The sequence below is a fragment of the Azospirillum sp. TSH58 genome (assembly GCF_003119115.1).
Lineage (GTDB): Bacteria > Pseudomonadota > Alphaproteobacteria > Azospirillales > Azospirillaceae > Azospirillum.
Map to the genome: position 1 here is coordinate 1 of NZ_CP022364.1, position 22,090 is coordinate 22,090.

General features: G+C 64.0%; 27 protein-coding genes and 2 pseudogenes. 25 read left to right on the plus strand and 4 right to left on the minus strand.

Annotated elements, in window-relative coordinates:
• Positions 1-77: 77 nt before the first annotated feature.
• From TSH58p_RS03495 to TSH58p_RS32940, 19 genes and pseudogenes are all read left to right on the plus strand, one after another.
• On the plus strand, positions 78-386 hold the full coding sequence (locus TSH58p_RS03495) for a hypothetical protein (protein ID WP_109067743.1): 309 nt from the start codon (positions 78-80) through the stop codon (positions 384-386).
• A 12-nt stretch (positions 387-398) separates the two neighbouring features.
• A complete protein-coding gene (locus TSH58p_RS32925) occupies positions 399-1,361 on the plus strand; it encodes a hypothetical protein (protein ID WP_162600018.1) in 963 nt (320 codons plus the stop codon).
• Positions 1,264-2,064 (plus strand): phage terminase large subunit family protein, encoded by an 801-nt coding sequence (locus TSH58p_RS34395; protein ID WP_162600019.1) that lies wholly within the window; start codon positions 1,264-1,266, stop codon positions 2,062-2,064. The genes TSH58p_RS32925 and TSH58p_RS34395 overlap by 98 nt, the downstream gene beginning before the upstream one ends.
• Before the next feature lie 40 nt (positions 2,065-2,104).
• Positions 2,105-2,445 (plus strand): annotated as a pseudogene (locus tag TSH58p_RS34400) (terminase gpA endonuclease subunit); the annotation flags it as partial.
• On the plus strand, positions 2,346-3,110 hold the full coding sequence (locus tag TSH58p_RS34405; RefSeq protein ID WP_109469113.1) for a terminase gpA endonuclease subunit: 765 nt from the start codon (positions 2,346-2,348) through the stop codon (positions 3,108-3,110). The pseudogene TSH58p_RS34400 and the gene TSH58p_RS34405, both read left to right, overlap by 100 nt.
• A 198-nt stretch (positions 3,111-3,308) precedes the next feature.
• Complete coding sequence (locus TSH58p_RS03515; protein WP_162600022.1) at positions 3,309-3,980, plus strand: phage portal protein; 672 nt, start codon at positions 3,309-3,311, stop codon at positions 3,978-3,980.
• A gap of 286 nt (positions 3,981-4,266) precedes the next feature.
• Positions 4,267-4,476, plus strand: coding sequence for a hypothetical protein (locus TSH58p_RS03520; protein ID WP_109469115.1), 210 nt, complete (start codon positions 4,267-4,269; stop codon positions 4,474-4,476).
• A gap of 323 nt (positions 4,477-4,799) precedes the next feature.
• Positions 4,800-5,228: a helix-turn-helix domain-containing protein gene (locus TSH58p_RS34650; protein ID WP_371732444.1), complete on the plus strand. Its 429-nt coding sequence runs from the start codon at positions 4,800-4,802 to the stop codon at positions 5,226-5,228.
• A gap of 316 nt (positions 5,229-5,544) precedes the next feature.
• Entirely contained in the window at positions 5,545-6,225 is a 681-nt protein-coding gene (locus TSH58p_RS03535) for a hypothetical protein (protein WP_146205844.1), read from the plus strand.
• Between the two features lie 378 nt (positions 6,226-6,603).
• Positions 6,604-6,678 (plus strand): annotated as a pseudogene (locus TSH58p_RS34655) (hypothetical protein); the annotation flags it as partial.
• Positions 6,678-7,088, plus strand: coding sequence for a hypothetical protein (locus TSH58p_RS03545; protein WP_247895510.1), 411 nt, complete (start codon positions 6,678-6,680; stop codon positions 7,086-7,088). The pseudogene TSH58p_RS34655 and the gene TSH58p_RS03545, both read left to right, overlap by 1 nt.
• Positions 7,072-8,244, plus strand: a complete 1,173-nt coding sequence (locus TSH58p_RS33810) for an HK97 family phage prohead protease (protein WP_247895511.1) — start codon at positions 7,072-7,074, stop codon at positions 8,242-8,244. Before TSH58p_RS03545 ends, TSH58p_RS33810 begins: the two co-directional genes overlap by 17 nt.
• Entirely contained in the window at positions 8,223-8,915 is a 693-nt protein-coding gene (locus TSH58p_RS33815; RefSeq protein ID WP_247895512.1) for a Mu-like prophage major head subunit gpT family protein, read from the plus strand. The genes TSH58p_RS33810 and TSH58p_RS33815 overlap by 22 nt, the downstream gene beginning before the upstream one ends.
• 167 nt (positions 8,916-9,082) lie before the next feature.
• Complete coding sequence (locus TSH58p_RS03555; RefSeq protein ID WP_109469121.1) at positions 9,083-9,985, plus strand: phage tail length tape measure family protein; 903 nt, start codon at positions 9,083-9,085, stop codon at positions 9,983-9,985.
• A gap of 56 nt (positions 9,986-10,041) precedes the next feature.
• Complete coding sequence (locus tag TSH58p_RS03560; protein WP_109469122.1) at positions 10,042-10,401, plus strand: hypothetical protein; 360 nt, start codon at positions 10,042-10,044, stop codon at positions 10,399-10,401.
• Positions 10,362-11,240, plus strand: coding sequence for a hypothetical protein (locus TSH58p_RS03565; protein WP_162600023.1), 879 nt, complete (start codon positions 10,362-10,364; stop codon positions 11,238-11,240). Before TSH58p_RS03560 ends, TSH58p_RS03565 begins: the two co-directional genes overlap by 40 nt.
• Entirely contained in the window at positions 11,237-11,878 is a 642-nt protein-coding gene (locus tag TSH58p_RS03570) for a hypothetical protein (RefSeq protein WP_109069227.1), read from the plus strand. Before TSH58p_RS03565 ends, TSH58p_RS03570 begins: the two co-directional genes overlap by 4 nt.
• 13 nt (positions 11,879-11,891) lie before the next feature.
• The gene (locus tag TSH58p_RS03575; RefSeq protein WP_109469284.1) at positions 11,892-12,221 is read left to right on the plus strand and encodes a hypothetical protein; all 330 of its coding nucleotides are present in this window, start codon (positions 11,892-11,894) and stop codon (positions 12,219-12,221) included.
• Positions 12,222-12,339: 118 nt separating this feature from the next.
• Positions 12,340-12,924 carry a hypothetical protein gene (locus TSH58p_RS32940; protein ID WP_146205845.1) on the plus strand — a complete coding sequence of 195 codons (585 nt, stop codon included), beginning with the start codon at positions 12,340-12,342 and terminating at the stop codon, positions 12,922-12,924.
• Between the two features lie 140 nt (positions 12,925-13,064).
• Here TSH58p_RS32940 and TSH58p_RS32945 read toward each other — a convergent pair whose 3' ends face one another.
• The 4 genes from TSH58p_RS32945 to TSH58p_RS03590 form a co-directional block, all read right to left on the minus strand.
• On the minus strand, positions 13,065-14,039 hold the full coding sequence (locus tag TSH58p_RS32945; RefSeq protein ID WP_146205846.1) for a hypothetical protein: 975 nt from the start codon (positions 14,037-14,039) through the stop codon (positions 13,065-13,067).
• Positions 14,039-14,833, minus strand: coding sequence for a HipA family kinase (locus TSH58p_RS32950; RefSeq protein ID WP_162600024.1), 795 nt, complete (start codon positions 14,831-14,833; stop codon positions 14,039-14,041). The genes TSH58p_RS32945 and TSH58p_RS32950 overlap by 1 nt, the downstream gene beginning before the upstream one ends.
• Before the next feature lie 489 nt (positions 14,834-15,322).
• Entirely contained in the window at positions 15,323-15,628 is a 306-nt protein-coding gene (locus TSH58p_RS32955; RefSeq protein ID WP_146205848.1) for a hypothetical protein, read from the minus strand.
• Positions 15,629-15,656: 28 nt separating this feature from the next.
• On the minus strand, positions 15,657-15,866 hold the full coding sequence (locus tag TSH58p_RS03590) for a helix-turn-helix domain-containing protein (protein WP_109069230.1): 210 nt from the start codon (positions 15,864-15,866) through the stop codon (positions 15,657-15,659).
• A 159-nt stretch (positions 15,867-16,025) separates the two neighbouring features.
• Between TSH58p_RS03590 and TSH58p_RS33550 the strand changes: the two genes are divergently transcribed.
• The 6 genes from TSH58p_RS33550 (at position 16,026) to TSH58p_RS03620 (ending at position 22,068) form a co-directional block, all read left to right on the plus strand.
• Positions 16,026-16,832, plus strand: a complete 807-nt coding sequence (locus TSH58p_RS33550) for an AlpA family transcriptional regulator (RefSeq protein WP_204165711.1) — start codon at positions 16,026-16,028, stop codon at positions 16,830-16,832.
• A complete protein-coding gene (locus tag TSH58p_RS03600) occupies positions 16,825-17,346 on the plus strand; it encodes a hypothetical protein (protein ID WP_109469125.1) in 522 nt (173 codons plus the stop codon). The genes TSH58p_RS33550 and TSH58p_RS03600 overlap by 8 nt, the downstream gene beginning before the upstream one ends.
• Positions 17,343-17,555: a hypothetical protein gene (locus tag TSH58p_RS03605; protein ID WP_109067693.1), complete on the plus strand. Its 213-nt coding sequence runs from the start codon at positions 17,343-17,345 to the stop codon at positions 17,553-17,555. The genes TSH58p_RS03600 and TSH58p_RS03605 overlap by 4 nt, the downstream gene beginning before the upstream one ends.
• Positions 17,556-17,672: 117 nt before the next feature.
• Positions 17,673-18,860: a site-specific integrase gene (locus tag TSH58p_RS03610; protein WP_109067694.1), complete on the plus strand. Its 1,188-nt coding sequence runs from the start codon at positions 17,673-17,675 to the stop codon at positions 18,858-18,860.
• A 29-nt stretch (positions 18,861-18,889) separates the two neighbouring features.
• The gene (locus TSH58p_RS03615; RefSeq protein ID WP_162600025.1) at positions 18,890-19,903 is read left to right on the plus strand and encodes a phage portal protein; all 1,014 of its coding nucleotides are present in this window, start codon (positions 18,890-18,892) and stop codon (positions 19,901-19,903) included.
• Positions 19,904-19,923: 20 nt separating this feature from the next.
• Positions 19,924-22,068 (plus strand): prohead protease/major capsid protein fusion protein, encoded by a 2,145-nt coding sequence (locus tag TSH58p_RS03620; RefSeq protein WP_109070195.1) that lies wholly within the window; start codon positions 19,924-19,926, stop codon positions 22,066-22,068.
• Positions 22,069-22,090 lie beyond the last annotated feature (22 nt).

Here is a 22,090-nt window from a genome sequence, read left to right on the forward strand (position 1 = left end):
CTCGTCGCGCTGGCTGTGGCGGCGGCGGTCAAGACGACTCACCGCGATGGGGTCGAGCTTGGGATCGGGTGCGCAAAATGACCGCCTTCCCTCCGATGCCCTCCCTCCCGCCCATCGTCATGCAGGAGCTGCGGCGCGAAGCGCTGAAGGCCGCCCTGCAGTTGGACGGCCTGCCGGACAAGAGCCTGGGCACCGTCATGAATGCGGCGAAGGTGGTGGAGGGCTTCATCCTCTTCGGCGATGCCGAGCATGCATGGCGTCACGCCGGCTTCCGCAGCGTGGCTGACGCCATCGCCGCTGAACGTGCTGCTGGGCGGGCGGCAACCCCCGATGATGTCGCGGCCTTGCTTCCGGCTAATGTCGCAACGCTGCGCCCGAAGGGCTGATCGGTTTCACCCATGGCCCGCGAACGGCCCCAGACCAGCGCGAAGGAGTTCATCGACCGCTTCAACTCGCTGGGGATCGTCGGTGACGATGATCTGCCGGTGACGGTGACGAAGGGCACCGTGTCCAAGCTGGTCAACGGGCAGGAGATGCCGCTGCTCGGCGTCACCTTCACCGCCACCATGCGCTGGCTGGCGGACAACACGGACCCGACGAAGCCGAAGTCGAAGCTGGGCACCGCGGCGCAACGGTGGTTGAGCGGGCAGGGAGCAGCACCAATCCCGCCGATCCCGAAGGCTCCGGGAGAGACGCCGGCGCGTCAGGCCGAAAAGCAGCCGACCGTGGCGGTGCTGCCGATGGAGGAAGGCATTTCGGCCGGCGGCCGGAACTCAACGGTATCCGAGTCCCGGCGCGAAAAAAGAACGGCTCGACGTCGAGCTGAAGAAGCGCGAACTGGCGAAGCACGACCGCGAGCACATTCCGCGGGCGGAAGTGGAGGTGGCGGTGGATGCCGCTATCACCGAATTCCGCGGCCAGTTCGAGGGTTCGCTGGGCTGCTGGCCCGTCAGGTCGCTGGCAAGACCGATACCGAGGCCTACACCCTTATCCAGGCTGAGGTTCGCCGGCTGCTGGAGCGGTTGAGCACGAACCTGCGGAAGGCCGCGATCGGGCTCGTCGATGAGCTGCACGACGGTGGGGCCGTCGAAACCGGAAGGCGAGTGACCTTCTCAACCGGATGGCGGCGGCTCTCGATCCGCCTCCGGAGATGGAGCCCGACGAGTGGGCCGAGGAGAACATCGTCCCCCAAGAAGGAGGGGATGCCCGGCCCTTACCGCATGGCCACACGCCGCCGCAGTTCATCCCGTTTGTGCGCGCGTTTTGGGACCCGCGTGGCGCCGCATCGTCTTCGTCTGCGGCGCCCAGGAGGGGAAGTCCCGAGCCGTCCAGGCGGTGATCGGCAAGAAGCTGGACCATGAGCCGGCGCCGGTCATCTACTACGGCCCGACCAAGACCTTCGTCGAGCGCACCATCGAGCCGCGCATCGTCGAGATGCTGAACTCCTCCAAGAGCCTGAAGGGTAAGACCCTCTGGGGGAAGAAGCAGAAGAAGACGCTGAAGGTGGTCAGCGGCGCGCCGCTGATCCTCAGTTGGGCGAGTTCCGGTTCCGAGCTTGCTGGTCAGGAAGCCGCGTTGGTCTTCATCGACGAACGTGACCGCCTGGCCGACGATATCGACGGCGAGGGCGATCCGGTCGAGCAGGGTGAGGCGCGTATCGGCTCCTACGCCAACGGCAAGATCGGGATCATCTCGACGCCAAAGACGGGCGTCATTTGGAAGGAGCGGCATCCCGAAACGGGGTTGGAGCATTGGGCAATCGCCGACCTAAAGAAGGTCAACAGCCCGATCATCAAGCTCTGGTGGGAAGGTTCGCGCCATGAAATGGCGTGGCCCTGCCCAGAATGCGGCGACTACTTCATCCCGCACTCTGGGCTGCTGGATTGGGACGGAAAGGCTGACGGCACGGCGACGTCCGCTCAGGCGGCCCGCACGGTTCAAGATGATCTGCGGATGCTGCGGGGTGCCGATAGCCGAGACGCACAAGGAGTGGATGTGCGATCGCATGATGCCGGTCGCGCCGGGGCAGCGGGTGGAGCCGGATGGAACGGTGGTGGGGCCTGACCCCGACACCGATTGCTTCTCGATCTGGTCCAACGGGCTGATGTCCAAGTTCAAGTCCTGGGCCAAGCTGGTTCGTCGGTGGCTGTCCGCCCTGGCGTCCGGTGAGCCTGGGAAGGTGCAGGGCGTCGTCAACACGGGCTTTGGCGAACTGCACGCCGTCTCAGGCGACGCCCCGAAGCACTCGGCGGTCACGGACTGCAAGCTGCCCTACAAGCGGGGGCAGGTGCCTACGGCGTCCAGCGGGTGGTTCTGACGGTCGACGTGCAGAAGCGCGGCGTCTATTGGGTGATGCGCGGCTGGGGCGCTCGGCGGGAGTCCTGGCTGATCGACTACGGCTATCTGCCGGGCGAGACGGACGGCGCCGAGGTCTGGGACGACCTGGAAGGGATCGTCCGAGCAGCGCTGCCCGGCAACACCGGCGTCAACCTGCTGCTGATCGACTCCGGCTACCGGCCCGGCAAGCCGGCGGTGGTGCGGAAAATGCCGTCTACGATTTCTGCCGGCGGTTCAGCCGCTCGTTCGCCCGGCCCATCAAGGGCGAGCGGTACCTGACCGGCAACAAGTGGTTCACCACCGCGGATAACGACGTTGACAGCCGGGGCAGGGTGCGGAAGTCCGCCGGCCTGATCCTGCACCGCCTGAACACGCATGAGTTCAAGAGCCGCGTGTTCGAGAAGATCACGCGGCGCAAGGAACTGGCTGGCGGCTGGCATGTGCCGGAGGACGTCGACGACGTCTATGCCAAGCAGATCGTGTCGGAGACCTGCCGGTGGGTGGGCGGCAAGCCGATCTGGGACGAGCTGGGCGCCAATCACTATCTCGACGCCGAGATGATGCAAGAGGCGGCGGCGGAGATCCTGAAGTTCCGCCTGCTGCCGCCGCTGCCGCCCGCGCCGGATGGGGCCGAAACCGATGAGGGCGCAGACGTCGAACAGCCGACCAGCGTGCCCCTGGTGGAAAGCGTCCAGCAGATCGTCGCTCCGCCGTCCGCTCCGAAGATCCGCCCGAGTTCCTGGCGCACCCCGAACATGAGGCCACGCCGATGAGCAGCTTCACCCAAGCCGACCTCGATGAAGTCGAGCGGGCCATCTTCAAACTGGCCACCGACCCCTTGCGCGTCCTATCCGAGTCCGTGGCGCGGACGGGTCCGAGAACGAGTTCAGCCGCGTCACTCTGCCGGAACTGCGCGCTCTGCGCGACCAGATCGCGGCGGCGGTGGCTGGCCAGCAGCGCACGAGTTGGCGATGCGCCAACGTGGCCCGCTTCAGCCGGGGATTCTGACGCATGCGTATGAACCCGCTCGACCGCGCGATTGCCTTCGTGTCGCCGCGGCCGCGCTGCGTCGCGTCCAAGCCCGGGCCGCGCTGGAGCTGACGGTCCGGACCTACGAAGCGGTGTCGGCGGCACGGGCGAACGGTCGGCGTGCCCCGGCCACCGGGCCGAACTCGGAATTGCGCGGCGGGGCCTTCCTCCGGCGCTTGTCGCGCGAAGCGGTACGGAACGCCGGCCCGGCCCGGTCGGCGGTGTCGAAGCTGGTGACCAACATCGTTGGCACCGGGATCATGCCGCGCGCAGCCACTGGCAATGAGAAGCTGGACAAGGCGCTGAACGACGGCTTTGCGCAGTGGTCGCGCGAATGCCTCGCGGGGACGCGGGGCGGGAACTTCGTGACGCTCCAGGTGCTGGCCGGCCGCTCGATGGTGGAGGGCGGAGAAACCCTGACGCGCCGCCGGACACGACAGGACCGTGATGGGCTGTTCGTTCCCGTCCAGGCTGAGCTGATGGAGCCGGATCTACTGGACGAGCAGAAGACTGTCGCGCTCGACAACGGCTACATCTTCCAGGGAGTGGAATTTAGCCCGACTGACACCCCGCGGGCCTACTGGCTGTTCGATGCCCACCCAGGCCAACCCTGATATTATCGTTTATAAACAATAAGTTAGGCCCTCTTGGACCCGTCCGGAGGGCCTTTTTCACATGCGACAAGGCCATTCGCCAAAAACCAAGGCGATACAAGGCGTTACGGCGCGCCCACGCGACAACGGCGCGACATGGACGCGACATGGACGCGACAAGAGACAGCCCCTCGAACGGGGCATTTTGACCAGGGTTGGGCGCCCGAAATCCGGCCCCTCCCACGCGACCCTCACCATGGAGAAGTATCATGAACGCACAGCCGTCCGCTGAGGCGGGCACCCTCGTTTGGGGCTTGGGCAACATCGCCAAGCACCTGGGATCACGAAGCGGCAGGCCCATTACCAGCACGAAAAGGGCAACCTGCCGACCTTCAAGCCGCCCGGCACGAACAAGATCGCCGCGCGCCGGGAAAGCCTCGATGAGCTGGTGAAGGGGTGGGAGGCCGCCGGCCGGACCGACGGCGCCGGCGCTGAGAAGGACCCCGGCCATGAGTGACCCTCTGGTGCGGGTGTCCGGTCTATCCCTCCTCGATGGGGAACCGGACGAGCGGGGGCGCCTGCCCTCGCGTGCCTCGACGTGCTGGTGGGGGGCGTGTGGCTCCACCGCTGCACGCTCGTCCGAGCCGAGGGCGGAGAGCTGGCCGTCCAGCCGCCCGCGGTCTTCGGCAAGGCGTTTGCCCGGCGAGCGGAGCGGGGAACCGATCATGCGGCCTGGGCAGCGGTCAACGCGGCGGCGCTGGCCGCTTACCGAACGGCAGGGGGCACGGAGGCCGCCGCGCCCGGCGCCGGGCCGGATGAGTGAGTGTCCGTGTCATGACCATGGTGTGGAACACGGACCTCAAGAGCACACCGAAGTTCGTGCTGCTTCGGTTGGCAGACTTCGCGGCCGATGATGGCGGGAAGGTTTTCCCTGGTGTGAAACGGGTAGCGAGGGACACCGGCCTGTGTCTCCGCGCTGTGCGGGACGCCTACCGTGTGTTGGAGGACTGCGGGGTGCTGGTGATGGTGGCTGCGGAAGATCCCGCAAACCACCTGCCTAGGGAATACCGGATCGACCTCGACCGCCTCCGTGAGCTTGCCGTTGCGAGTTCGCCGACCGCTGATGAGTTGGACATTCCGACCACACCACCCCCGGCACCAGATGCCGTACCCCCCGGCATCTCCTGCCTCCCTCCCCGGCACCAGATGCCGCACCCCCGGCACCAGATGCCGTACCCCCCGGCACCAGATGCCGCCAATCCATCATAAAGAACCACCAAGAATCCAGAATCAGACTCTATCGCTCGACCTGGGGGGCGAAGAGGCGCGACTGCCGCCCCCTGAACCGGACATCGAGGCCGCGTTCGCCGAGTGGTGGGCCGCCGTCCCACGCAAGGTGGCGAAAGGGGCGGCGTTGCGCGCCTACCGATCCGCCCTGAAGCACGCCACGCCCGCCGACCTCCTGGCCGGCATCCGCCGCTATGCGGACGAGGTGCGGGGCGGGAGGAGCGCTTCATCGCACACCCTGCAACGTGGCTGAACGGCCAGCGCTGGCTTGATGAGCCGGGCCGGCAAGGAGTCGACCATGCCCAACGTGACCAAGCTTCCCGCCCCATCAGGAACGGGTTCGTCGCCGTCGCTCTCGAAGAGGCTGAGCGACGCCACCAAGACGCCCCAAACGATCCTGCCCGATGGGACGGCCCAACCCTCGACTTGGACCCTGCCGGAGACGGTGGCGCCTGACCTGCAGCGGGAGGCCGCAGCGGCGTTGCCGGCGCTGGCCGAGTGGATGGGGCCGGCGGACGAGGACACCGTGCGCCGCTGGCTGGCGGACCTGGGCGTTCTGGTTGCCGGGACGATGGGCGTGGAGGAGGCGCGGGCCAAGCTGGCGGCCTACTCCCGCCTGTTGGCCGACGATTACCCGCGTCTCGCGTTCACGGAACGCACGCTGATCGCCGCGGGCCGCCGGTTCAACACGTACTTCCCGACGTTCGGGAAGGTCGCGGAGTTCTTGGACGAGCTGGCGGTGGAACTGCGCACGAAGGTCAACCGCGTGCAGGCCCTGGCCGTGCCGCCACGCCAGCGCCAGCGGGACGCCGAGGACGAGCCGGTGAGCCTGGAGCAGCGCCAGCGCATGGGCGAGCTGTTCGGCATTCTCGGCAAGGCCCTGACCTCCGGGGACTGGAGCGCGGTGGACGCGGAGTGCCAGCGGATCGAGGCGCGCGGGAGCCGAGATGGCGTAGAGCCGCCTGGGGCGCTGCTGTAGCGCGTTCTGCGCTGTAGGGGTGTCCGAGTGGCAGGGGAAAGCCAGAGCCACGCCAGCGGTCACCGGAGGCGCGCGGAAGGGGTATCCAGGGCTCGGGACAGCGTGCGGGTCCTTCCGAGAGGGCGAAGACCCGGGGGCAGCACCCGCCCCATGTCGCGAGGATTTTCCGGCCCTGGGTTCAATGAAACCACAAGGTTTCGAAACCGCCGGCCGATGACAACCCATTGACTCTGCGTGTGAAACAGCCCGTGCGCCACGGCGCGGCAGTTTCCAAGGCCGCGGTTTCCTAGCGAAAGCAGCAAAAACAGTTTCGTTGACCCGTTCTTTGAGAAGCGTTACGTCTGAACCAGATTAGGACTCCAGACCTGAGGGGATGACATGGACCCGACCCAGACTTTCACCGCCGGACAGGTCGAGGACCTGACCGGCCTTTCCTCCGAAACTTTGCGCGTTTGGCGCCGTCGCGGCTTCATCCCGCGAACCCGGGCGGTGGGTGGGCGCGGTACACCTTCAGCTCCGTCGTTCTGATCGGCGTTCTTCAGGACCTGACCGCGAACCACCGCCTCGACGTCAGTGAGGCGCATGACAAGTTCGTGCGCGGCGCTGGAGGGATCTACATCCGTGAGGCTGCGGACGCGGCCCTGAACGGCCAGCCGGACATGTGGGTGGCGGTGCTGACCGGCGACGTGGACGAACACGACGGACGGGCCTGGACCGTCACGACGACCGACAACCCGGCGACGATCTTCACCGGCATGCAGTCGCCGCGCAGCGTCGTGGCGGTGAACGTTGGCGATGTCGCCCGCAAGGTCCTGGCCCGCATCGAGCGGGTGGAGGGCAGCGACGATGACGACGCCGAATAACGACCCGGCCAGCGCCGTCAGCACGCGGGCCGGGTCGCTGGCGCCGTCCACCTTCAACGCCGACCGGCGCGAGGTAGAGGTGACCGCTTCCTCCGGCGCCGACGTGCGGCGCGTGGGCATGCGGCCGGATGCGACTTGGGGTGCCTGGAGGGAACGCCTCGACGTTGCCGGGGTGGATCTCTCCCGCTTTACCGGCGCGTCCGTCCTTCGCGACCATCGGCCGTCCACCGATGCCGTTGTCGGTTCGGTTCTCAGCGCGCGGAAGTCCGGCGGAGAACTCCGCGCCATGCTGACCTTCGATACGACCGACGCGGGCGAGCTGGCGTTTCAGCAGGTTCAGCAGGGCTCAATCCGCCAAGTCTCGCTGGGCTACTTCGTGCAGGAATGGGCCGCTGGCCCCTCCGACGACATCGCCGAGCCGCTGTTCATCGCGCGGCGCTGGCAGCCCGTCGAAATCTCCATCGTCGCAATCGGCGCCGATCCTGCGGCGCGCACCCGAAGTGTAGAGGGAATCACCATGACCACCCAGACCACCCCGGCGCCGCAGCACCAGCCCGCTCCCGCCACGGACAGCCGTGCGGAGCTGCTCGACCACATCCTGTCGCGGGCGACCTGCCCGCAGCTCGCGCTTCCGCCCGACATGGTTCAGCGCGCGGCGGCGGACCCGAGCATGACGATCCAGCGCTTCAACGAGATGGTGGTCGATCACGTCGCCGCCCAGCCGTCGAACCAGCGCAACATCAACCCGCACATTCAGATGTACGACAGCCACGATGATCCCGTGACGACGCGGGCGTTCATGGCCGAGGCCCTGGCCGCGCGCTTGGCGCCCGGCCTGGTCAAGCCGGGCGACCGGGCGCGGGAATATATGGGCTGCTCGGCCATGGGCATGGTCGGCGAGCTGCTGGCCGCGCGCGGCGAGAACGTGAACCGGCTGAACCACAAGGAGATGATGAAGCGGGTTCACACCACCAGCGACTTTCCGCTGTTGCTGGAAAGCGCGGCGAACAAGGTGCTCCTGGCGCAGTACGCCGCGGCCGCGCCGACGTATCGGCTGTGGGCGGCCCGGCGCGGCTTCAACGACTTCAAGCCGGCGAAGTTCCTGCGTGTGGGCGACTTCCGAGCCTCAAGCCCATGGCCGAGGTTGGCGAGCTGAAGTACGGCACAATGAGCGAGAACCGGGAAACCGTGTCGGCGAAGGAATACGCCAGCGGCATCATCTTGAGCCGGCAGACCCTGGTAAACGACGACCTGGGCGCGCTGGGTGATTACGCCATGATGATTGGCGTCCGCACCGCCGCGGACGAAAACCGGATGGTCTATGGGCTGCTCAACAGCAACCCAACGCTCGCTGACGGCAAGGCCCTGTTCCATGCCGCGCACGGCAACCTCGCCGCCGGCGCGGCGATCAACGTCGAAAGCGTGGGAAAGGCCGTGGCACTGCTGCGGAAGCAAAAGAGCCTCGACGATATCCCGCTCAACCTCGCCCCGCGCTTCCTTGTGGTCGGTCCGGACGGCGAGCTGGCCGGGCGCCAGCTCCTGGCCGCCATCGTCGCGAACCAGTCCAGCGCCGTGAACCCCTGGGCCGGGCTGATGGAGCTGGTGGTGGATGCGAACATCGAGGGCACGGCGTGGCACCTGTTCGCCGACCCGTCGCTCTGCCCCTCGATCGTGTTCGGCTACGTCGGCGACGCGGAAGGGCCGCAGATCCTCACCGAAGCCGACTTCGATACGCAGGCGGTGAAGGTCCGGGCCTCGATCGACTTCGGCTATGGCGCCATCGACCACCGCGGCGCGGTCAAGAATCCGGGCGCCCCCTCAAGCTAAGGGGCGCTGCACAGAATGCGCGGCGATCTCGAGGGCGACACGGCCAGCCCAACAACGGAAAGCCCAATCCCTCCGCGCAACCGACTGGGGTCGGTGTCATGGGGTCAATTGGGCAAGGCCTCTCCTACCTCCGGCGCCGTGGCGCCACCCACCTTCGCAGGTGACCCATGAGCGACATTCGCATTGCGGAACTGACCGTCGACAACAAGAAGGCGATGGCCGCCCTTGGCGACGTCGCCAAGGTCATGGACTCGGTCGGTGGGGGGGCGGAGACCAACACGAAACGCCTTGCCGGGGTGACGCGCGAGTTCGGCGCCCTGGCCCGTGCCAGCGGGGTTTATGTCGATGCGTCCGACCGCATGGCCCGCGCGACGGAGCAGGCGGACAGGGCGCTGGCGAAGAAGCTGATTACCGAAACGCAACACGCCAGAATCCTCGAAACCGCACGGCTCAAGTACGACGAGACCGCCGCCGCCAGCGCGCGGGAGGCGAAGGCCGTTGAGGACCTCACGCGCCGTCTCGACCCGGCTGCGGAACGCACTCGCCAGCTCGCTCATGACCAAGAACTGTTGAACCGCGCGCTGGCCGGTCAGGTTAGCGGAGTCAAGCTGTCGGAGGAACGGCACGCCGAACTTTCACGCCGCCTGCAAGAGACCGGCGCCGCCACCACCGTCGCCGCCGTGGGGGCGGGACGAATGAAGGGTGCCATGGGCAACTTGGGGCTCCAGCTCCAGGATGTGGCGGTTCAGGCGCAGATGGGAACCAGCGCCTTCACGATCCTGGCGCAGCAAGGTCCACAGGTCGCCTCCGCCTTCGGTCCTATGGGCGTGGCTATCGGAACGGTGGTGGCGGTGGCATCGGTCGCCGCCGGGGTTCTGTTCAAGCTGGGGACGAGACAGGAAAGTCGGCGAAGGAAATCGACACCTTCGGCGACGTGCTGGGCGTGTTCGAGGGGCGGGCGCGCGAGACAGGGAAGTCGGTTGACGACCTGTCCGACCGATACCGCGCACTCGGTGGCGAACTACGCGCCCTCTCGAAACTGGCCCTGCAAGCTGACCTTGCCACCCTGACCGAGAAGCGGACGAAGGACCAGAAAGCTGCATGGGACACGATCCGCAACGCAACGATGGCCGGCGTGCAGGACGCGCCGGCAGCGCTGAGCGCCCTGCAACAGCTCGGCAGAGATAAGGACCTCACCGCCTTCCTGGGCAAGCTCCAGGCACTGAACGCACAAGGTGCGGTGAAGCTGATGCGCGATGAGGACGTGCGCGCCCTCTTGGAGACGGGGGAGGCGATCCGCGTTGCCGAGGCGCGTATGGCCGATCTGGAAGGCAGGGCGACCGAGGCGCAGAAGGCGCTGTTGGGCTATGCGAAGCAGCGCGGGAGGCCGCGAAAACCAGCCGCGATCTGGCTCTTGCGGAGGGACAGGCCGCCGCGTCGCTGTTCGTGCAGGAAGATGACCTCGACGCCAAGATTAAGGCGCTGAAGGGCGGTGAATCCGCCATGCGGGCCTATGCCCAAGAACAGGTGAAGGTTACCGCCTACAAGAAGGCGTTTGATGACGCAATCACTTCCGGAATGCCGATCCTCTATGCCCAAGAGACGGCGAACCGGATTGCAGCGAAGGCGGTGGAGGCATACCGGCTCGAACAGCAGCGGGGAGTCGACGCCACCAACCGCGCAGCCGCCGCACAGGCCGAGGGTGCCCAGAAGGTCGCCGCTGCGCATGGGGTGTCTTCCGCCGCGGTGCGGGAGGCGACGATTCAGCAGCAAGCGATGGTCGAGGCCGCGCGCAGCACCACCGAATCCTATGATGCGATCGTTGTCCGGCTGCGCAAGATCGATGAGGCGCAGCGCGCGGTTCAGGCCGCGCAATTCAGGGCCAGTATGCGCGATCAAGCCGCCGACGCCGAGCGGCTGGCGAACGCCTGGGCCAAGGGTGGTGCAGCGGCGGCCCGCGAAGCGGCCCTGGCGAACGAGGTACTGGCGGAGGCCCGCAAACGCGGGCTGGACGCTGAGCGAGACGCCGCACAGGTGCGCTCCATCACCGAAGATATGGCGGGCCGCGATCTGGCGCAGCGACAGCTCCGGTTCACCCAGATGGCGGACGAGCAACGCCAGCAAGTCGAGATGGCGAACGCCGAATTCCAGATGCTCGGCATGAGCAACGCGGCCCGCGCTGAGCAAATCGCGATCATCCAGAAGATGAACGACCTGAAGGCGTTGGGTGTGGACATGACCGACGCCGGCACCGACGCATTCATCACAGACGGCGAAGGCGATGATGTCGCCGTCACCGCCATCTTCGAGGAGGCCCTTCAATGAGCTGTTGCAACCTCGCCTTCAGCGCCGACCGGATCATCTGCGTGACGGACACGCTCGTCTATAACCTGAAGGGCGACCCGCTGCGCCTGTGCGATACGAAGGCCCGTGTTTCCGATAATCGGGGTTTCGCGGTCACCTATCGCGGGATCGAGATGGTGGGCGAACCCATCGTCCAGGCGCTGGCCGTGCACGATGACGTGATCCACGCCGTCGAAGGCACGCGGACCATGTTGGAGGGCCTGCCGCTCGATGACGCGCCGGTCTTCATCGCGTCGCGCGGGATCGAATTCACGATCTTCGGCAAGAACCGGGATGGTGGGCTTGCTGTGGCCCGCGTGGTCCGGGAGCCGGGGGAACCGGTGTGCACGACCTGGCTTGCGCCGTCCGTGCATCTGATGCCGGCGCCGCCCGCCGCGGTGAAGCTGCCCGCGGAAGCGGACGTTGACCGGCTGGTCAAGCTGAGCCTCGCGCAGTGGAAGGCCAAGGCCCACTACGCGAACTGGGGCTGCATCGGCGGGCAAATGACCCTCACGACCGCGACCGCCGCCGGGGTCGCGCAAACCGTCATCGGGACCTATCCCGACTATGCGGAGCTGTCCGCCCGGTTCGGGCGGGTGGAGCGGCGCCATGCTGCGTAGCGAAGCGCGGCGCATGGCCCAGCGCGTCGAGAGGGATGCAACTCGCACCGGTCTCAAGGTGACGGAGCGGATCAACGCCGTTCTGACGATGGATGTGCCGTACGAAGAGAAGATTGCAGCTCTGAAGGAGGCCGAAGAGAAGGGTGAACGTGAACTCACGTGGGTAATCGACAGAGCGTGCAAAATTCTTCGTGAGCAAGGCGTTGATACTCTGGACATCGGCAAATACAGGGGTGGCGCCTTTTCGTCCGTCTACCGGATGAAGGAGAACGTCCGGAAGGTCAGGGACATCATCGAGGAACAGCGAGTGGTTGACGGCATTTGGAGCGATGCCCTGGAGTGACGTCGCTTCGAAGCCTGCCGCGGACCCGGCTGGGGCGGGCCTGTAACACACCTTGACCGCCCTGTGTTGCGGCCTGTAACACAGGGTGTGTTACGCACTGTGTTACAGGTGATCCGCCATGGCGACCCCGACCATTTCAGTTCGCGTATCTCCAGAACATCAAGGGCTTGTCCGAGACGTGGCGGCCCGGCTGAAGGCCGATCCCGGCTTTGCTGACGTGCTGCGCGCCGCGCTGGGGGAGGGTGTGACACAGCCTGTCATACAGCCTGTGACACAGCCTGTGTTACGGCTTGGATCGCGGGGTGTGTTGCAGGCCGCAACACAGGTGGACGGCCAGCCCGCGCACCAGATCCAGCCCGATCCCACACCCGAAGGCCAGCCCGATCCCGCGGCCGGCGCTATAGCCGATGTCCTGCGCCGTGTGGAGGTGCTGGAGGCGCATGTGGCGGATCTCCGGGGCAAGGCCGGCCGGCAAGCCAAGGTGGCCAGCCAACAGCAACGGCTGATCGCCGCCGCGGGCCTGGAAGGCGTCATGACCCGCCTGCAGTATGCCGCGCATATCGGCGTGTCCAACCCGACGCTCACGCGCTGGGTGAAGCGGGGAATGCCGGTGCGGGACGATGGGCTTCTCGATATCGAGGCGGTGGAGAGCTGGCGGAAGGCGAACGAGTCCCGGCTCCTGGCGGAGAGGGTGAAGGGGTAGGGGGTGACCGGGCCGGCAACCGGCCCGAGCATCTACAGCACCGACGAGAGGCCGGATGAGTTGCTGATGGTGTGAGGGAGCGGTTCTGGTGGAATCGCCACTTGACGAATCCACCGATCCCGCAAAGATCACCGAGGTGGTCAGTGAGCTCTATTTTCCGTCTGCTCGGCCATCAAAATATGCTGCGCCATTACCTTTACGGACGACAGAGGGCGTATTCTGATTTCTTCTTGATCGGCTTGCTTCTCCAACTCATGCAAGGCTTCAGCGATGTTATCAAGCTGCTTGTCCGTATAATTGGGATCGCTCTCGCTTGGCCTAAACACAAAAAGTTCATGATCTAGATAAATTCCAGTCATTTTGCGAGATCTGTCGCGATCAACTTTTAGATCCCACAACCTCGTCTTCACATTTTTTGCAGCGTTGAACGGCCTTAATGCATTAAGCGTGCAAAAATTTGCAACAATGCGTGATCCTGAGAAATCGATATTTACGGTGTGAGATTTCTGTCGTGGCCGTGAGCGATATTTTTGATCAAAGCTTGGCCTAAGATCCAAGCGGAAGAAGTCGGCAAGTCCAGGACGGATCGCCGCAACTTCCTGGGCAACCCTGGCGGGGAGCTGATCTTGTATCGTTAAGTCGTTTTTGCTTGCCACTTCTAAGACAGTTTCGCTTGTCTCAGCGATTTCTGTGCTGGCAATTTTGGGCCGATAGAGTGACGAGCGGACTTGTAGCCAAGACTCTGCTATGGCTTCTAAGCTTTCCCCAGCACCTTCTAACGCTTGCCCCACTGTTATCCCGGCTAGCGTACTGATTGGATGAGTTAGAGCGTCGATGCCACGTTTGGAGATATCCTCCTGAAGTTCATCCAGGGACGCATCAATGAGGAACAGTAACCCTTCGGCTTCTTCTGCATATAAGCAATGAAGCCTATCGAGACCGCTTGCCCGTACAACGGCAAATCCATCTTCAGAGGCAACCAAAATGCCAACAGTGAGGCGTTCACCTGATCCAATTATAGGTTCTAGGTAGACAGGCGCCCATTTTGCCCTCGTTAAATCAGAGGGTAATGGAATTTCGTCTTCCGACAACATATTAATTCGAAGTTCGGACATCAGAATAACCCGTATGGCGACGCTTGACGGCTTCCCACATGCGGAACGATAGGCGCTCGATCTCTTAGGAAAGAAATCATTGAAGCTCCATCGCTTTCTGTCAAGAGGTCTAAGGCGCGACTTGCCTGCGCAATGGCAGTAAGGTCGAGTGCTTTGACGTGGGTGGGCATCGCGCTGCATGCGGCGATGAGCACGGATGTGCGAGGCTTATCCAGGTAGGGGCAAAACCAAAGTGCGAGTTTATTTTTATAGGATTCACTTGGGTTGAGATTTTTCGCGACCCAATTAGGTCCGGTCAAGCATTGTCCGTGATCAATGAGCCAAATGTCAGTGCCTCCACCGAATAATATGTTTCCGAGATTTCTGTCTACATTTGCTACCCAGGTGTCGAACGCAAAAGCCGTCCCATTTCCTGGCCAGCGTGCAAGTGCATCAATAAGCCTCTGTGGAATACGTGTGCCAGTCCAATGTCTTTTCAGCGGTGGCGTGCCTTGTCGCTCTGTAGCAAACATAAACTTATAGCTGCCGCGAGACGGTCCTTTGCGCACTGGTAAAACAGATGAAGTGGCCGCTGCAATAAAATAAGGAGGAACTGGTAGTCCCAATGCAGTGGCCAAAGCTGCGCCAAAAAGTTCGTTGGCCAACTCTTTCGGTGGTAGATCCTTAAGTATGGCATGGACCGGCGGTTTGCCTTTCCCGACGAACAGCTGCCCCAACCAAGTGTCGGTGACATTTCCGTCTTTATACGGTGTTGCTCCAGGAAGCACGCTTGCTATTGGAGTCATTTGTCTCATCTACTGTGATTGATTTGCTGAAGGACGAGAGGGGTTGGAAACAGTTCGTGGTGGCTGCATCCCTTCCAGAATAGATGAACACTCCCCCGGGTCCTTACCGGGAGGGCGAGTGGAGCGGCGAATGCTCCACTGAGGCGAGTATGTGACCCGTATGGGAGAATGTCTAGCGCGGAACTATGTCGTTCGAATGCATCCTAAACTCAGCTTCTGCCCAAGGTTCAGTCCGAGCGAGTGTGTTCAGCTTTGATGTATGCACATGTTTCAGCGCCGGGGTGTCGCCTCAACCGACACCCCTCCAGCCGCTACCCGATAAATCGCGCTCCGGCGGCCTGTGAGTGCGTTCTGCGGGGAGGGGCTGCTGTGGGGCAGCCCCTCCTCCTTGGGCGCGCTGAGCAGGCTGCTGAGGGCGAGCTATGGGATAGCGTGGCTTTCGCCGGGGGCGTGTTCCAAAAGTAGAGGCCCGACAAAGCGGTTTATCGTGGTCGCCTGTCAAATAATTTCCAAAATATCAGTCCGTTTTGGAACTTCAAGGATAGATATCCTTCTTATGCTTGGCTTAAACCAAGGGTTATTGGCGCTGAACTCTTTAACATGTTCTACGCACTGGTTGTAGCTTGTTGCGTTATCGCTAAAATATAAAGTTCTTTGTTCTATGGTAAATCCCCTATTTTTAAAAAACTTATTAATATCCGTATACAGATTTGTGTATGACTCCGGATCGTTTTGCGGTTTTACTTTGGTGTATTGAAGCTTTAGTGTGCTTTTATCCATTTCAATGGCTATGGCATAACGCATTATATCCTCGCAATGGCTGGATGACGTTTTACAGACTGCCCTTCCTCAACCGTACCCCCGCGCCCCCACCATTCTCCGGGATGAACTCGACCCCGGCAGTCTCCAGGGCGGCCCGGATTGCTGCGAGGGTGGCTGGCTTCAGCTCTTCACCACGCTCAAACCTCGAAATGGTTTGCGTCGAGACGTTGGCCGCTTCGGCCAACTCCCTCACCCCGAGGCCCGTGGCGACGCGGGCCATCTTGCATTGGACAGGTAGCACCGTCACAACCCTGTTGTGATTTTGGTTGACGGGTTATGTTAACAGTGTTGTGATTGTGGGGCAAGAGAAGCGGCCGAACGGGGTGCGGCAACACTCCGCCCGGCCTGACCACAACCCGACCTGAGTGGAGATCGGATCATGGCTGATTCCGTCAATACCACACCTTTGCCCGGCACCGGCCGCCGGAAATCGGCTGGCGCCCTGGTGCCTACCAAGCCCGCCGACCTGCCGCCCCTGACCCCCGACCAGCTGAACGATCAAGATGGGGAGCCGCGGGTTTCCGATTTGGTTCTGGCCGAGCGGCTGGGCTTTGATAAGCCACACAACATCCGCAAGCTGATCGAGCGGAACCGGGCGGAGCTGGAAACCTATGGGGCGCTGGTGGAAGCTACCGGGGTTTTCTCCACGGTGGAGAAAACCTCTGGCGAGGTTTCCGACCGGCAATCGGAAACTCCCAATCGTGGCGGCCGCCCCGGCAAAGCCTACTACCTGAACGAAGGCCAAGCGCTGGTCATCTGCGCCCTGTCCCGCACCCCGCAAGCCGCCCTGGTGCGCCGGCAGATCATCGAGGTGTTCTTGGCTTACCGGCGGGGCAAGCTCGCCTCGCCCGAGGGGGCCGCTCTGGCTGCCCTTGCTGCCGAGGTAGGCCGGCTGGCCGCGGTGGTGGGGGAGCTGGTGGCGGGTGCCGCCAAGCCCGTCCAGATCGCCGAGGAGAAGCCGAAGGTGCTGACCGGGAGCAAGGTCCGCATCCGCGCGACCGAGCCGGGCGACCTGCTGTACGGCATGAAGGCGATTGCCAACGCGCTGAAGATCACGAAGCGGCAGGCGTACCACCTCCACCAAGAGGGCCGCATCCCGACCATCAAGATCGGCCCGAGGCGGATCGGCGCCCGGCGCAACGAGCTGTCGGCTTGGCTGGCCGGGCAGGAGGTGATCAATGCTTGAGTCATTATCCCGCCGCTCCATCCTGGCCGGCGCGTCGGCGGTGGCCCTGGCCGGCCCGGTGTCGGCCGATGCCGCGGACCCCTTTGGCGCCGCTATCGCCTCGCTCGAAGGTCGTGCGCCGGCCGCCGGGCCTGATCCGGTCCTCTCCCTGTGCGCGCACTGGCGGGAGGTGGACGCCAAGTGCGAAGGCGCCAACAAGCGGGTGGATGCCCATTGGAACGAGCTGGAGCAAGCTGGCCTGACCCACGACGAGATCCAGCGCGACCCGATCCAACGCGTCATGTGGGACGAGACGTACCGTTGGAGCGCGGAAGTCGATGCGGCTGAGTCCGTCATCTGCTCCACCCCTGCCGCCACTCCCGCCGGCATTCTCGCCAAGCTCGAAGTCTGGAAGCAGACCAGCGAGGCGCTTGTGGGCGATTGCCTGCTCGTCGTGTCGGCCATCGAAGACCTCCGCCGGCTGGTGCACGGCGACGCCGGCCCGGCCGCTGACGAGGGGAGGGCCGCCGCATGAGCCTCAACGGGAACCGCTCCGAGATCATCGGCTACGCCGAGGGGCTGGAGAAGGTGGTGGGCGAGCTGGCCGTGATGGTCAAGCTGCTGCGCGCCGCCACGGTCAACGGCGACGCCGATACGATCCGGCTTGCGGCGGGAATCACCCACGGTCACGCCGCCGAACTGCCGGGCACGCTGGCGCTGCTGATTGAACGCCTGGGCGCCTGACCGGCCCGGCAACACTGACGGGGTGCGCGATCCGCGCACCCACCCAACCACACCTGAACCGCGGCGACGGCGCTGGGCATCCCCGGCGCTGCGCCCGTTCCAATCTGGAGAACCATCATGGCAAGCGTGCGCAAGCGCGAATGGACGCACAATGGCGAGACTAAAACCGCGTGGGTGTGTGAGTACACCGATGGCAAGGGAAAGCGCCATCGGAAGACCTTCGAGAAGAAGAAGGACGCCGACGCATATCGGACTCGCATGGAAGTGGAGAAAACGGATGGGTTCTCCGCTCATTCATCGCTGACCGTTAAGGATCTGGCTGATCTATTTTTGAAGCATCTTGAGGATAAAGTTAAAGATAATCGAATTGGACTGAATCATCTAAGGGTTCATAAGCAGGGCGTCACTGTCTGCATCCTGCCGTATTTCGGAAAAATGAAGGTGTCGGACGTTAAATTCTCAGATGTCGAGGCGTTCAAATCATTCATCATAAAAAGCCGGAATTACTCTGCCCGATCGGTGAAGACGCGATTGTCAACGCTGCGGGCTATGGAAGAGTTTGCAAAAAAGAGAGGGATGGTTAAGGGGCAGGTGATATCAGAGGCGTGTAGGGAGTTGTCTCCTGTGGGTTGCGGTAAAATCGAAACTTTCACTCCAGAGCAAGTTCAAACACTGCTGACTGTTTCATCTAAGCTTTATAGCGGCTGTAGCCCCAGGGTTAGGGATATGATGGAGTGTTTTGTAAACATCTCTGCATTCTGTGGTCTGCGGCTTGGCGAAATCATGGGGCTCACTGTTAAGAACATCGACATTAACAAGAGGATTATTCATGTGAGGCACAGCCTTACTGATTTCGATTTATTGAAGGCGCCGAAGACGAAGTCTGGAATTAGGGATGTTCCTATGCCGGTGCGTGTTCGCGACTTGCTTCGCTCGTGGATTGAGCAACACTATGTCGAGAACGAGCGTGGTTTGATATTCCGGAATGAAACTGGCACGCAGGTTAGGCAACAGAACTTCCACAAGTGGTATTGGCCACGTCTGTTGGAACGAGCTGGGTTGAGGGTTCGAGGGCAGAAAAACTTGCATTTTCATGCGCTTAGGCACTTCGCCGCTAGCTGGATGGTTGAGCATGGACTGCCGTTACCCGAGGTGGCTGCGCTGTTGGGGCATAGCAAGTTCGACATGACCTTGCAGATCTACGTTCATCCCATCGTCAACGGCAGTCGGCGTCACGAAGCAATAGACCGAGCTGCCGGCGCGCTTCTCGCACTCACCGATGCGACAAATTCGCGACATGGCTAGCTAAGCCATTGAAGTAAAAGCCCACTCGGGTGTTCGATGCGCACCCTGGCGACCGGTCGGCAATGGCAGCATCCCGCAGGATGGATTCCAAGCCCGTGCCGGCGAGCGACATCGCCCACCTCTTCGCCATGGAGCGGATTGGGCAGGCCCGCGGTGTGCCTTGGCTCTGCGCGGTGCTGCTGGCTATCTCCGAACTCGGTGATTACCGGCTGGCCGAGCAGACCCGCAAGAAGCTGGAGGCGAGCGTTGCCGCCTTCATCCTCCCTGGGGCCGGTGATGACGACGACAACAACGGGAGGCCGAGCGGCCTCACCGGGACGGCGACCGAGCAGCCTGGTGCCTACGACGCCCACAACCAGCTGCTTGAAACGATTGAGCCCGGCACCATCGCCACGCTGCGCAATGGGCGCGACATCAGGTTCAACACGCCGTCGCATAACCAGAGCTACCCGGACTACATCCGGGCCGAGTTGCAGCAGATCGCCTCGGGCGCGCTGATGACGTACGAGCTGCTGACCGGCGATCTCAGCAACACGAACTATTCATCCATCCGGGCAGGCCGGAACGATTTTCGGGCGATGATCGAACAGCTTCAGTGGGCGTTCTTCATCCCGTTCCAGCTCGACCCGCTGTGGCGCTGGTACGTTGACGGGATGTTCGTTGCTGGCCGCATCCGGGAGAAGAACTATGGCGTCGAGTGGGACACGCCGCGGTTCATCTCCATCGACCCCTACAAGGACGCCCTGGCCGACCTGATCGAGATGCGCGCCGGGCTCAAGAGTCCCATCGCTGCCATCGGTGAGCGCGGCTACCACTGGAAGTCCGTGCTGGCCGAGTTCCGCGCCTACTTCGATGCGGTGGACGGCGAAGGGCTGGTGTTCGATTCCGATGCCCGGAAGGTCACCAAGTCCGGCTCGGCCAACAATCTGACGCCTCAGCAGATGGACGCTGCGGCTGATCGAATCCTGCGGGCGCTGGAAGCCGATGGCGACCCGGACGCACCGCGGCTCCGCGCGCTTTATCAGGCCGCGGTCAACTCCTGACCTCAAACCCAGAGGCATCCATGACGACACCCCCCAACGGGGCGGCACCGGGCGGGGCCGTCACCGATCGCACGTTGCCGCCCGGTGTGGCGCCGGGCTGGCGCGCCAACGGCGATACCTCCGTCCGTGCGGCCAGCCTGGAGCCCGCGACCTTCAGCGCCGAGGATCGTACCGTCGAACTGGTCGCGTCCACCGGTGCCACGGTGCGCCGGTACGATTGGTGGACCGGCGAATACTACGACGAGGTGCTGTCTGTCAGTGCCGAGGCAGTGGACCTGACCCGCTTCGAAGCCGGCAGTGTGCCCATCCTGAACGCCCACGGCCAGTGGGAGGTGAAAGACATCATGGGCACCGCCGTGCCGGGCTCGTCCCGGTTCGAGAGCGGCACCCTGGTCCTGACGGCGAAGCTGTCCGCCCGTGAGGACGTCGCGCCCTTCGTGCAGGACGTAAAGGACGGCATCCTCCGCAACGTGTCGGTCGGCTACCGCGTGCTGGCCTACGAGGTGGACGAGACCACCAAGCCGAAGACCCGCACCGTCACGCGCTGGGAGTTGCTGGAGGTGTCCTTCGTCCCGGTCGGCGCCGATGGTCTCGCCGGCACCCGCTCCCTTCCTCCCGGCCCGGCTGGTGCGCCGCAAGCTGCCCCGGCTCCGGTGACCGTCAACGTCAACATCCCGGACTTCACCCGCGCGCCCGCCGCGCAACCCACCCCGGACAACACGAAGGAGAATCGCATGTCCGACACCCCCGAGACGCCGGCGGTGACGCAGGACCCGCCCGTCACCGAGAACCGCGGCCAGCCGCAGGTTCCGCCCGCCCAAACGCAGGCCGCTCCGACGGCCCCGGCTCCGCAGACGGAGTCCGATCCGCTGGCCGCCATGCGCGCCGCCGAGGCGGACCGCATCGCCCATATCCAGAGCCGTGCCGCGTGCGCCCAGCTCGGCCTGCCGTCCGACATGATCACCCGCGCGATCACCGAAGGCTGGAGCCTCGACACCTTCAACCGGGCCGTGATCGACCACGTCGCCGCCCAGCCGTCCAACCAGCGCAACATCAACCCGCACATCCAGGTCATCACCGACGAGGGCGACACGCGCATCCGGGCGGCGACCGCGGCGCTGCTGAACCGCTCCAACCCGTCCCGGCACAAGCTCGACGGGGCTGCGACCGAGTATCGCGGCATCAAGCTGCTGGATCTCGCCCGCGATGTCCTGGAGTCCCACGGCACCAAGGTCCGCGGGATGGCGGGCAAGGACATCGCAAGGCGTGCTTTCCAGACGACGTCGGACTTCCCGGCTATCCTCAGTGGCGTGACCAACATCAGCCTGCACGAGGGCTACGAAATGGCGCCGCGCACGTTCCTTCCCTGGGCGGCCCAGATGATGGCCACCGACTTCAAGGATCTGCATCTGGTCCAGTTCGGTGGCGGCGGTGTGCTGCCGAAGGTGAACGAGCAGGGGGAATTCGCCCGCGGCAGGCTGTATGAATCCAAGGAGAGCTTCCGCGTCCACACCTTCGGCGAGATCATCGGCATCACGCGGCAGGTGATCGTTAACGACCAGCTCGACGCCCTGACCCGCGTCCCGCGCGAGGCCGGATATCGGGCTGCCGTCACCGAGAACACCATCGTCTATGGCATCCTGCTGACGAACCCGGCGATGAGCGACGGCAAGACGCTGTTCCATGCAGGCCATGCGAATCTCCCCGCGTCGGGGACCGCTCTGTCGCTGGCCGGTCTGTCGGCTGGACGAGAGGCCATGCGCAAGCAGAAGGCGCTCGACGGGAAGACCGTCATCAACACCACCCCACGTCATCTGCTGGTCCCGGCTGCGCTGGAGACTAAGGCCGAGCAGCTCATCGTCGTCCGCAACACGCCGGCCAGCACCGATCAGGCGGTGCCGGAGTTCTTCCGCTCCCTGAACCCGATCGTGGAGCCGCTGCTGGATGCCAGCAGCGCCACGGCTTGGTACCTGCTGGCGGACCCGGCTTCGTCCACGGCCTCCATCGCTTACGCCTACCTGGAAGGCGAGGAGGGGGTCTACTTGGAGGAGGAGCAGGGCTTCGACGTGGATGGCATGAAGATCAAGGTCCGCCACGACTTCGGTGCCGGCGCCATGGACTTCCGTGGCGCTTACAAGGACCCCGGCGCGGCTCCGTCTCCGTAACCGACACGACCAACGGCGGGGC

What these genes read in the sequence shown, in the direction of transcription:
- TSH58p_RS03600 (WP_109469125.1), top strand. Translation starts at nt 16,825, where the DNA reads ATGCTTGAGTCATTATCCCGCCGCTCCATCCTGGCCGGCGCGTCGGCG.
- TSH58p_RS03590 (WP_109069230.1), bottom strand. Translation starts at nt 15,866, where the DNA reads ATGGCCCGCGTCGCCACGGGCCTCGGGGTGAGGGAGTTGGCCGAAGCG.
- TSH58p_RS03555 (WP_109469121.1), top strand. Translation starts at nt 9,083, where the DNA reads ATGAGCGACATTCGCATTGCGGAACTGACCGTCGACAACAAGAAGGCG.
- TSH58p_RS03535 (WP_146205844.1), top strand. Translation starts at nt 5,545, where the DNA reads ATGCCCAACGTGACCAAGCTTCCCGCCCCATCAGGAACGGGTTCGTCG.
- TSH58p_RS03495 (WP_109067743.1), top strand. Translation starts at nt 78, where the DNA reads ATGACCGCCTTCCCTCCGATGCCCTCCCTCCCGCCCATCGTCATGCAG.
- TSH58p_RS34650 (WP_371732444.1), top strand. Translation starts at nt 4,800, where the DNA reads ATGGTGTGGAACACGGACCTCAAGAGCACACCGAAGTTCGTGCTGCTT.
- TSH58p_RS03610 (WP_109067694.1), top strand. Translation starts at nt 17,673, where the DNA reads ATGGCAAGCGTGCGCAAGCGCGAATGGACGCACAATGGCGAGACTAAA.
- TSH58p_RS03570 (WP_109069227.1), top strand. Translation starts at nt 11,237, where the DNA reads ATGAGCTGTTGCAACCTCGCCTTCAGCGCCGACCGGATCATCTGCGTG.
- TSH58p_RS03560 (WP_109469122.1), top strand. Translation starts at nt 10,042, where the DNA reads ATGGCCGGCGTGCAGGACGCGCCGGCAGCGCTGAGCGCCCTGCAACAG.
- TSH58p_RS03575 (WP_109469284.1), top strand. Translation starts at nt 11,892, where the DNA reads ATGGCCCAGCGCGTCGAGAGGGATGCAACTCGCACCGGTCTCAAGGTG.
- TSH58p_RS03620 (WP_109070195.1), top strand. Translation starts at nt 19,924, where the DNA reads ATGACGACACCCCCCAACGGGGCGGCACCGGGCGGGGCCGTCACCGAT.
- TSH58p_RS32950 (WP_162600024.1), bottom strand. Translation starts at nt 14,833, where the DNA reads ATGAGACAAATGACTCCAATAGCAAGCGTGCTTCCTGGAGCAACACCG.
- TSH58p_RS32940 (WP_146205845.1), top strand. Translation starts at nt 12,340, where the DNA reads ATGGCGACCCCGACCATTTCAGTTCGCGTATCTCCAGAACATCAAGGG.
- TSH58p_RS33815 (WP_247895512.1), top strand. Translation starts at nt 8,223, where the DNA reads ATGGCCGAGGTTGGCGAGCTGAAGTACGGCACAATGAGCGAGAACCGG.
- TSH58p_RS33810 (WP_247895511.1), top strand. Translation starts at nt 7,072, where the DNA reads ATGACGACGCCGAATAACGACCCGGCCAGCGCCGTCAGCACGCGGGCC.
- TSH58p_RS33550 (WP_204165711.1), top strand. Translation starts at nt 16,026, where the DNA reads ATGGCTGATTCCGTCAATACCACACCTTTGCCCGGCACCGGCCGCCGG.
- TSH58p_RS32955 (WP_146205848.1), bottom strand. Translation starts at nt 15,628, where the DNA reads ATGCGTTATGCCATAGCCATTGAAATGGATAAAAGCACACTAAAGCTT.
- TSH58p_RS03515 (WP_162600022.1), top strand. Translation starts at nt 3,309, where the DNA reads ATGCGCCAACGTGGCCCGCTTCAGCCGGGGATTCTGACGCATGCGTAT.
- TSH58p_RS03605 (WP_109067693.1), top strand. Translation starts at nt 17,343, where the DNA reads ATGAGCCTCAACGGGAACCGCTCCGAGATCATCGGCTACGCCGAGGGG.
- TSH58p_RS32945 (WP_146205846.1), bottom strand. Translation starts at nt 14,039, where the DNA reads ATGTCCGAACTTCGAATTAATATGTTGTCGGAAGACGAAATTCCATTA.
- TSH58p_RS32925 (WP_162600018.1), top strand. Translation starts at nt 399, where the DNA reads ATGGCCCGCGAACGGCCCCAGACCAGCGCGAAGGAGTTCATCGACCGC.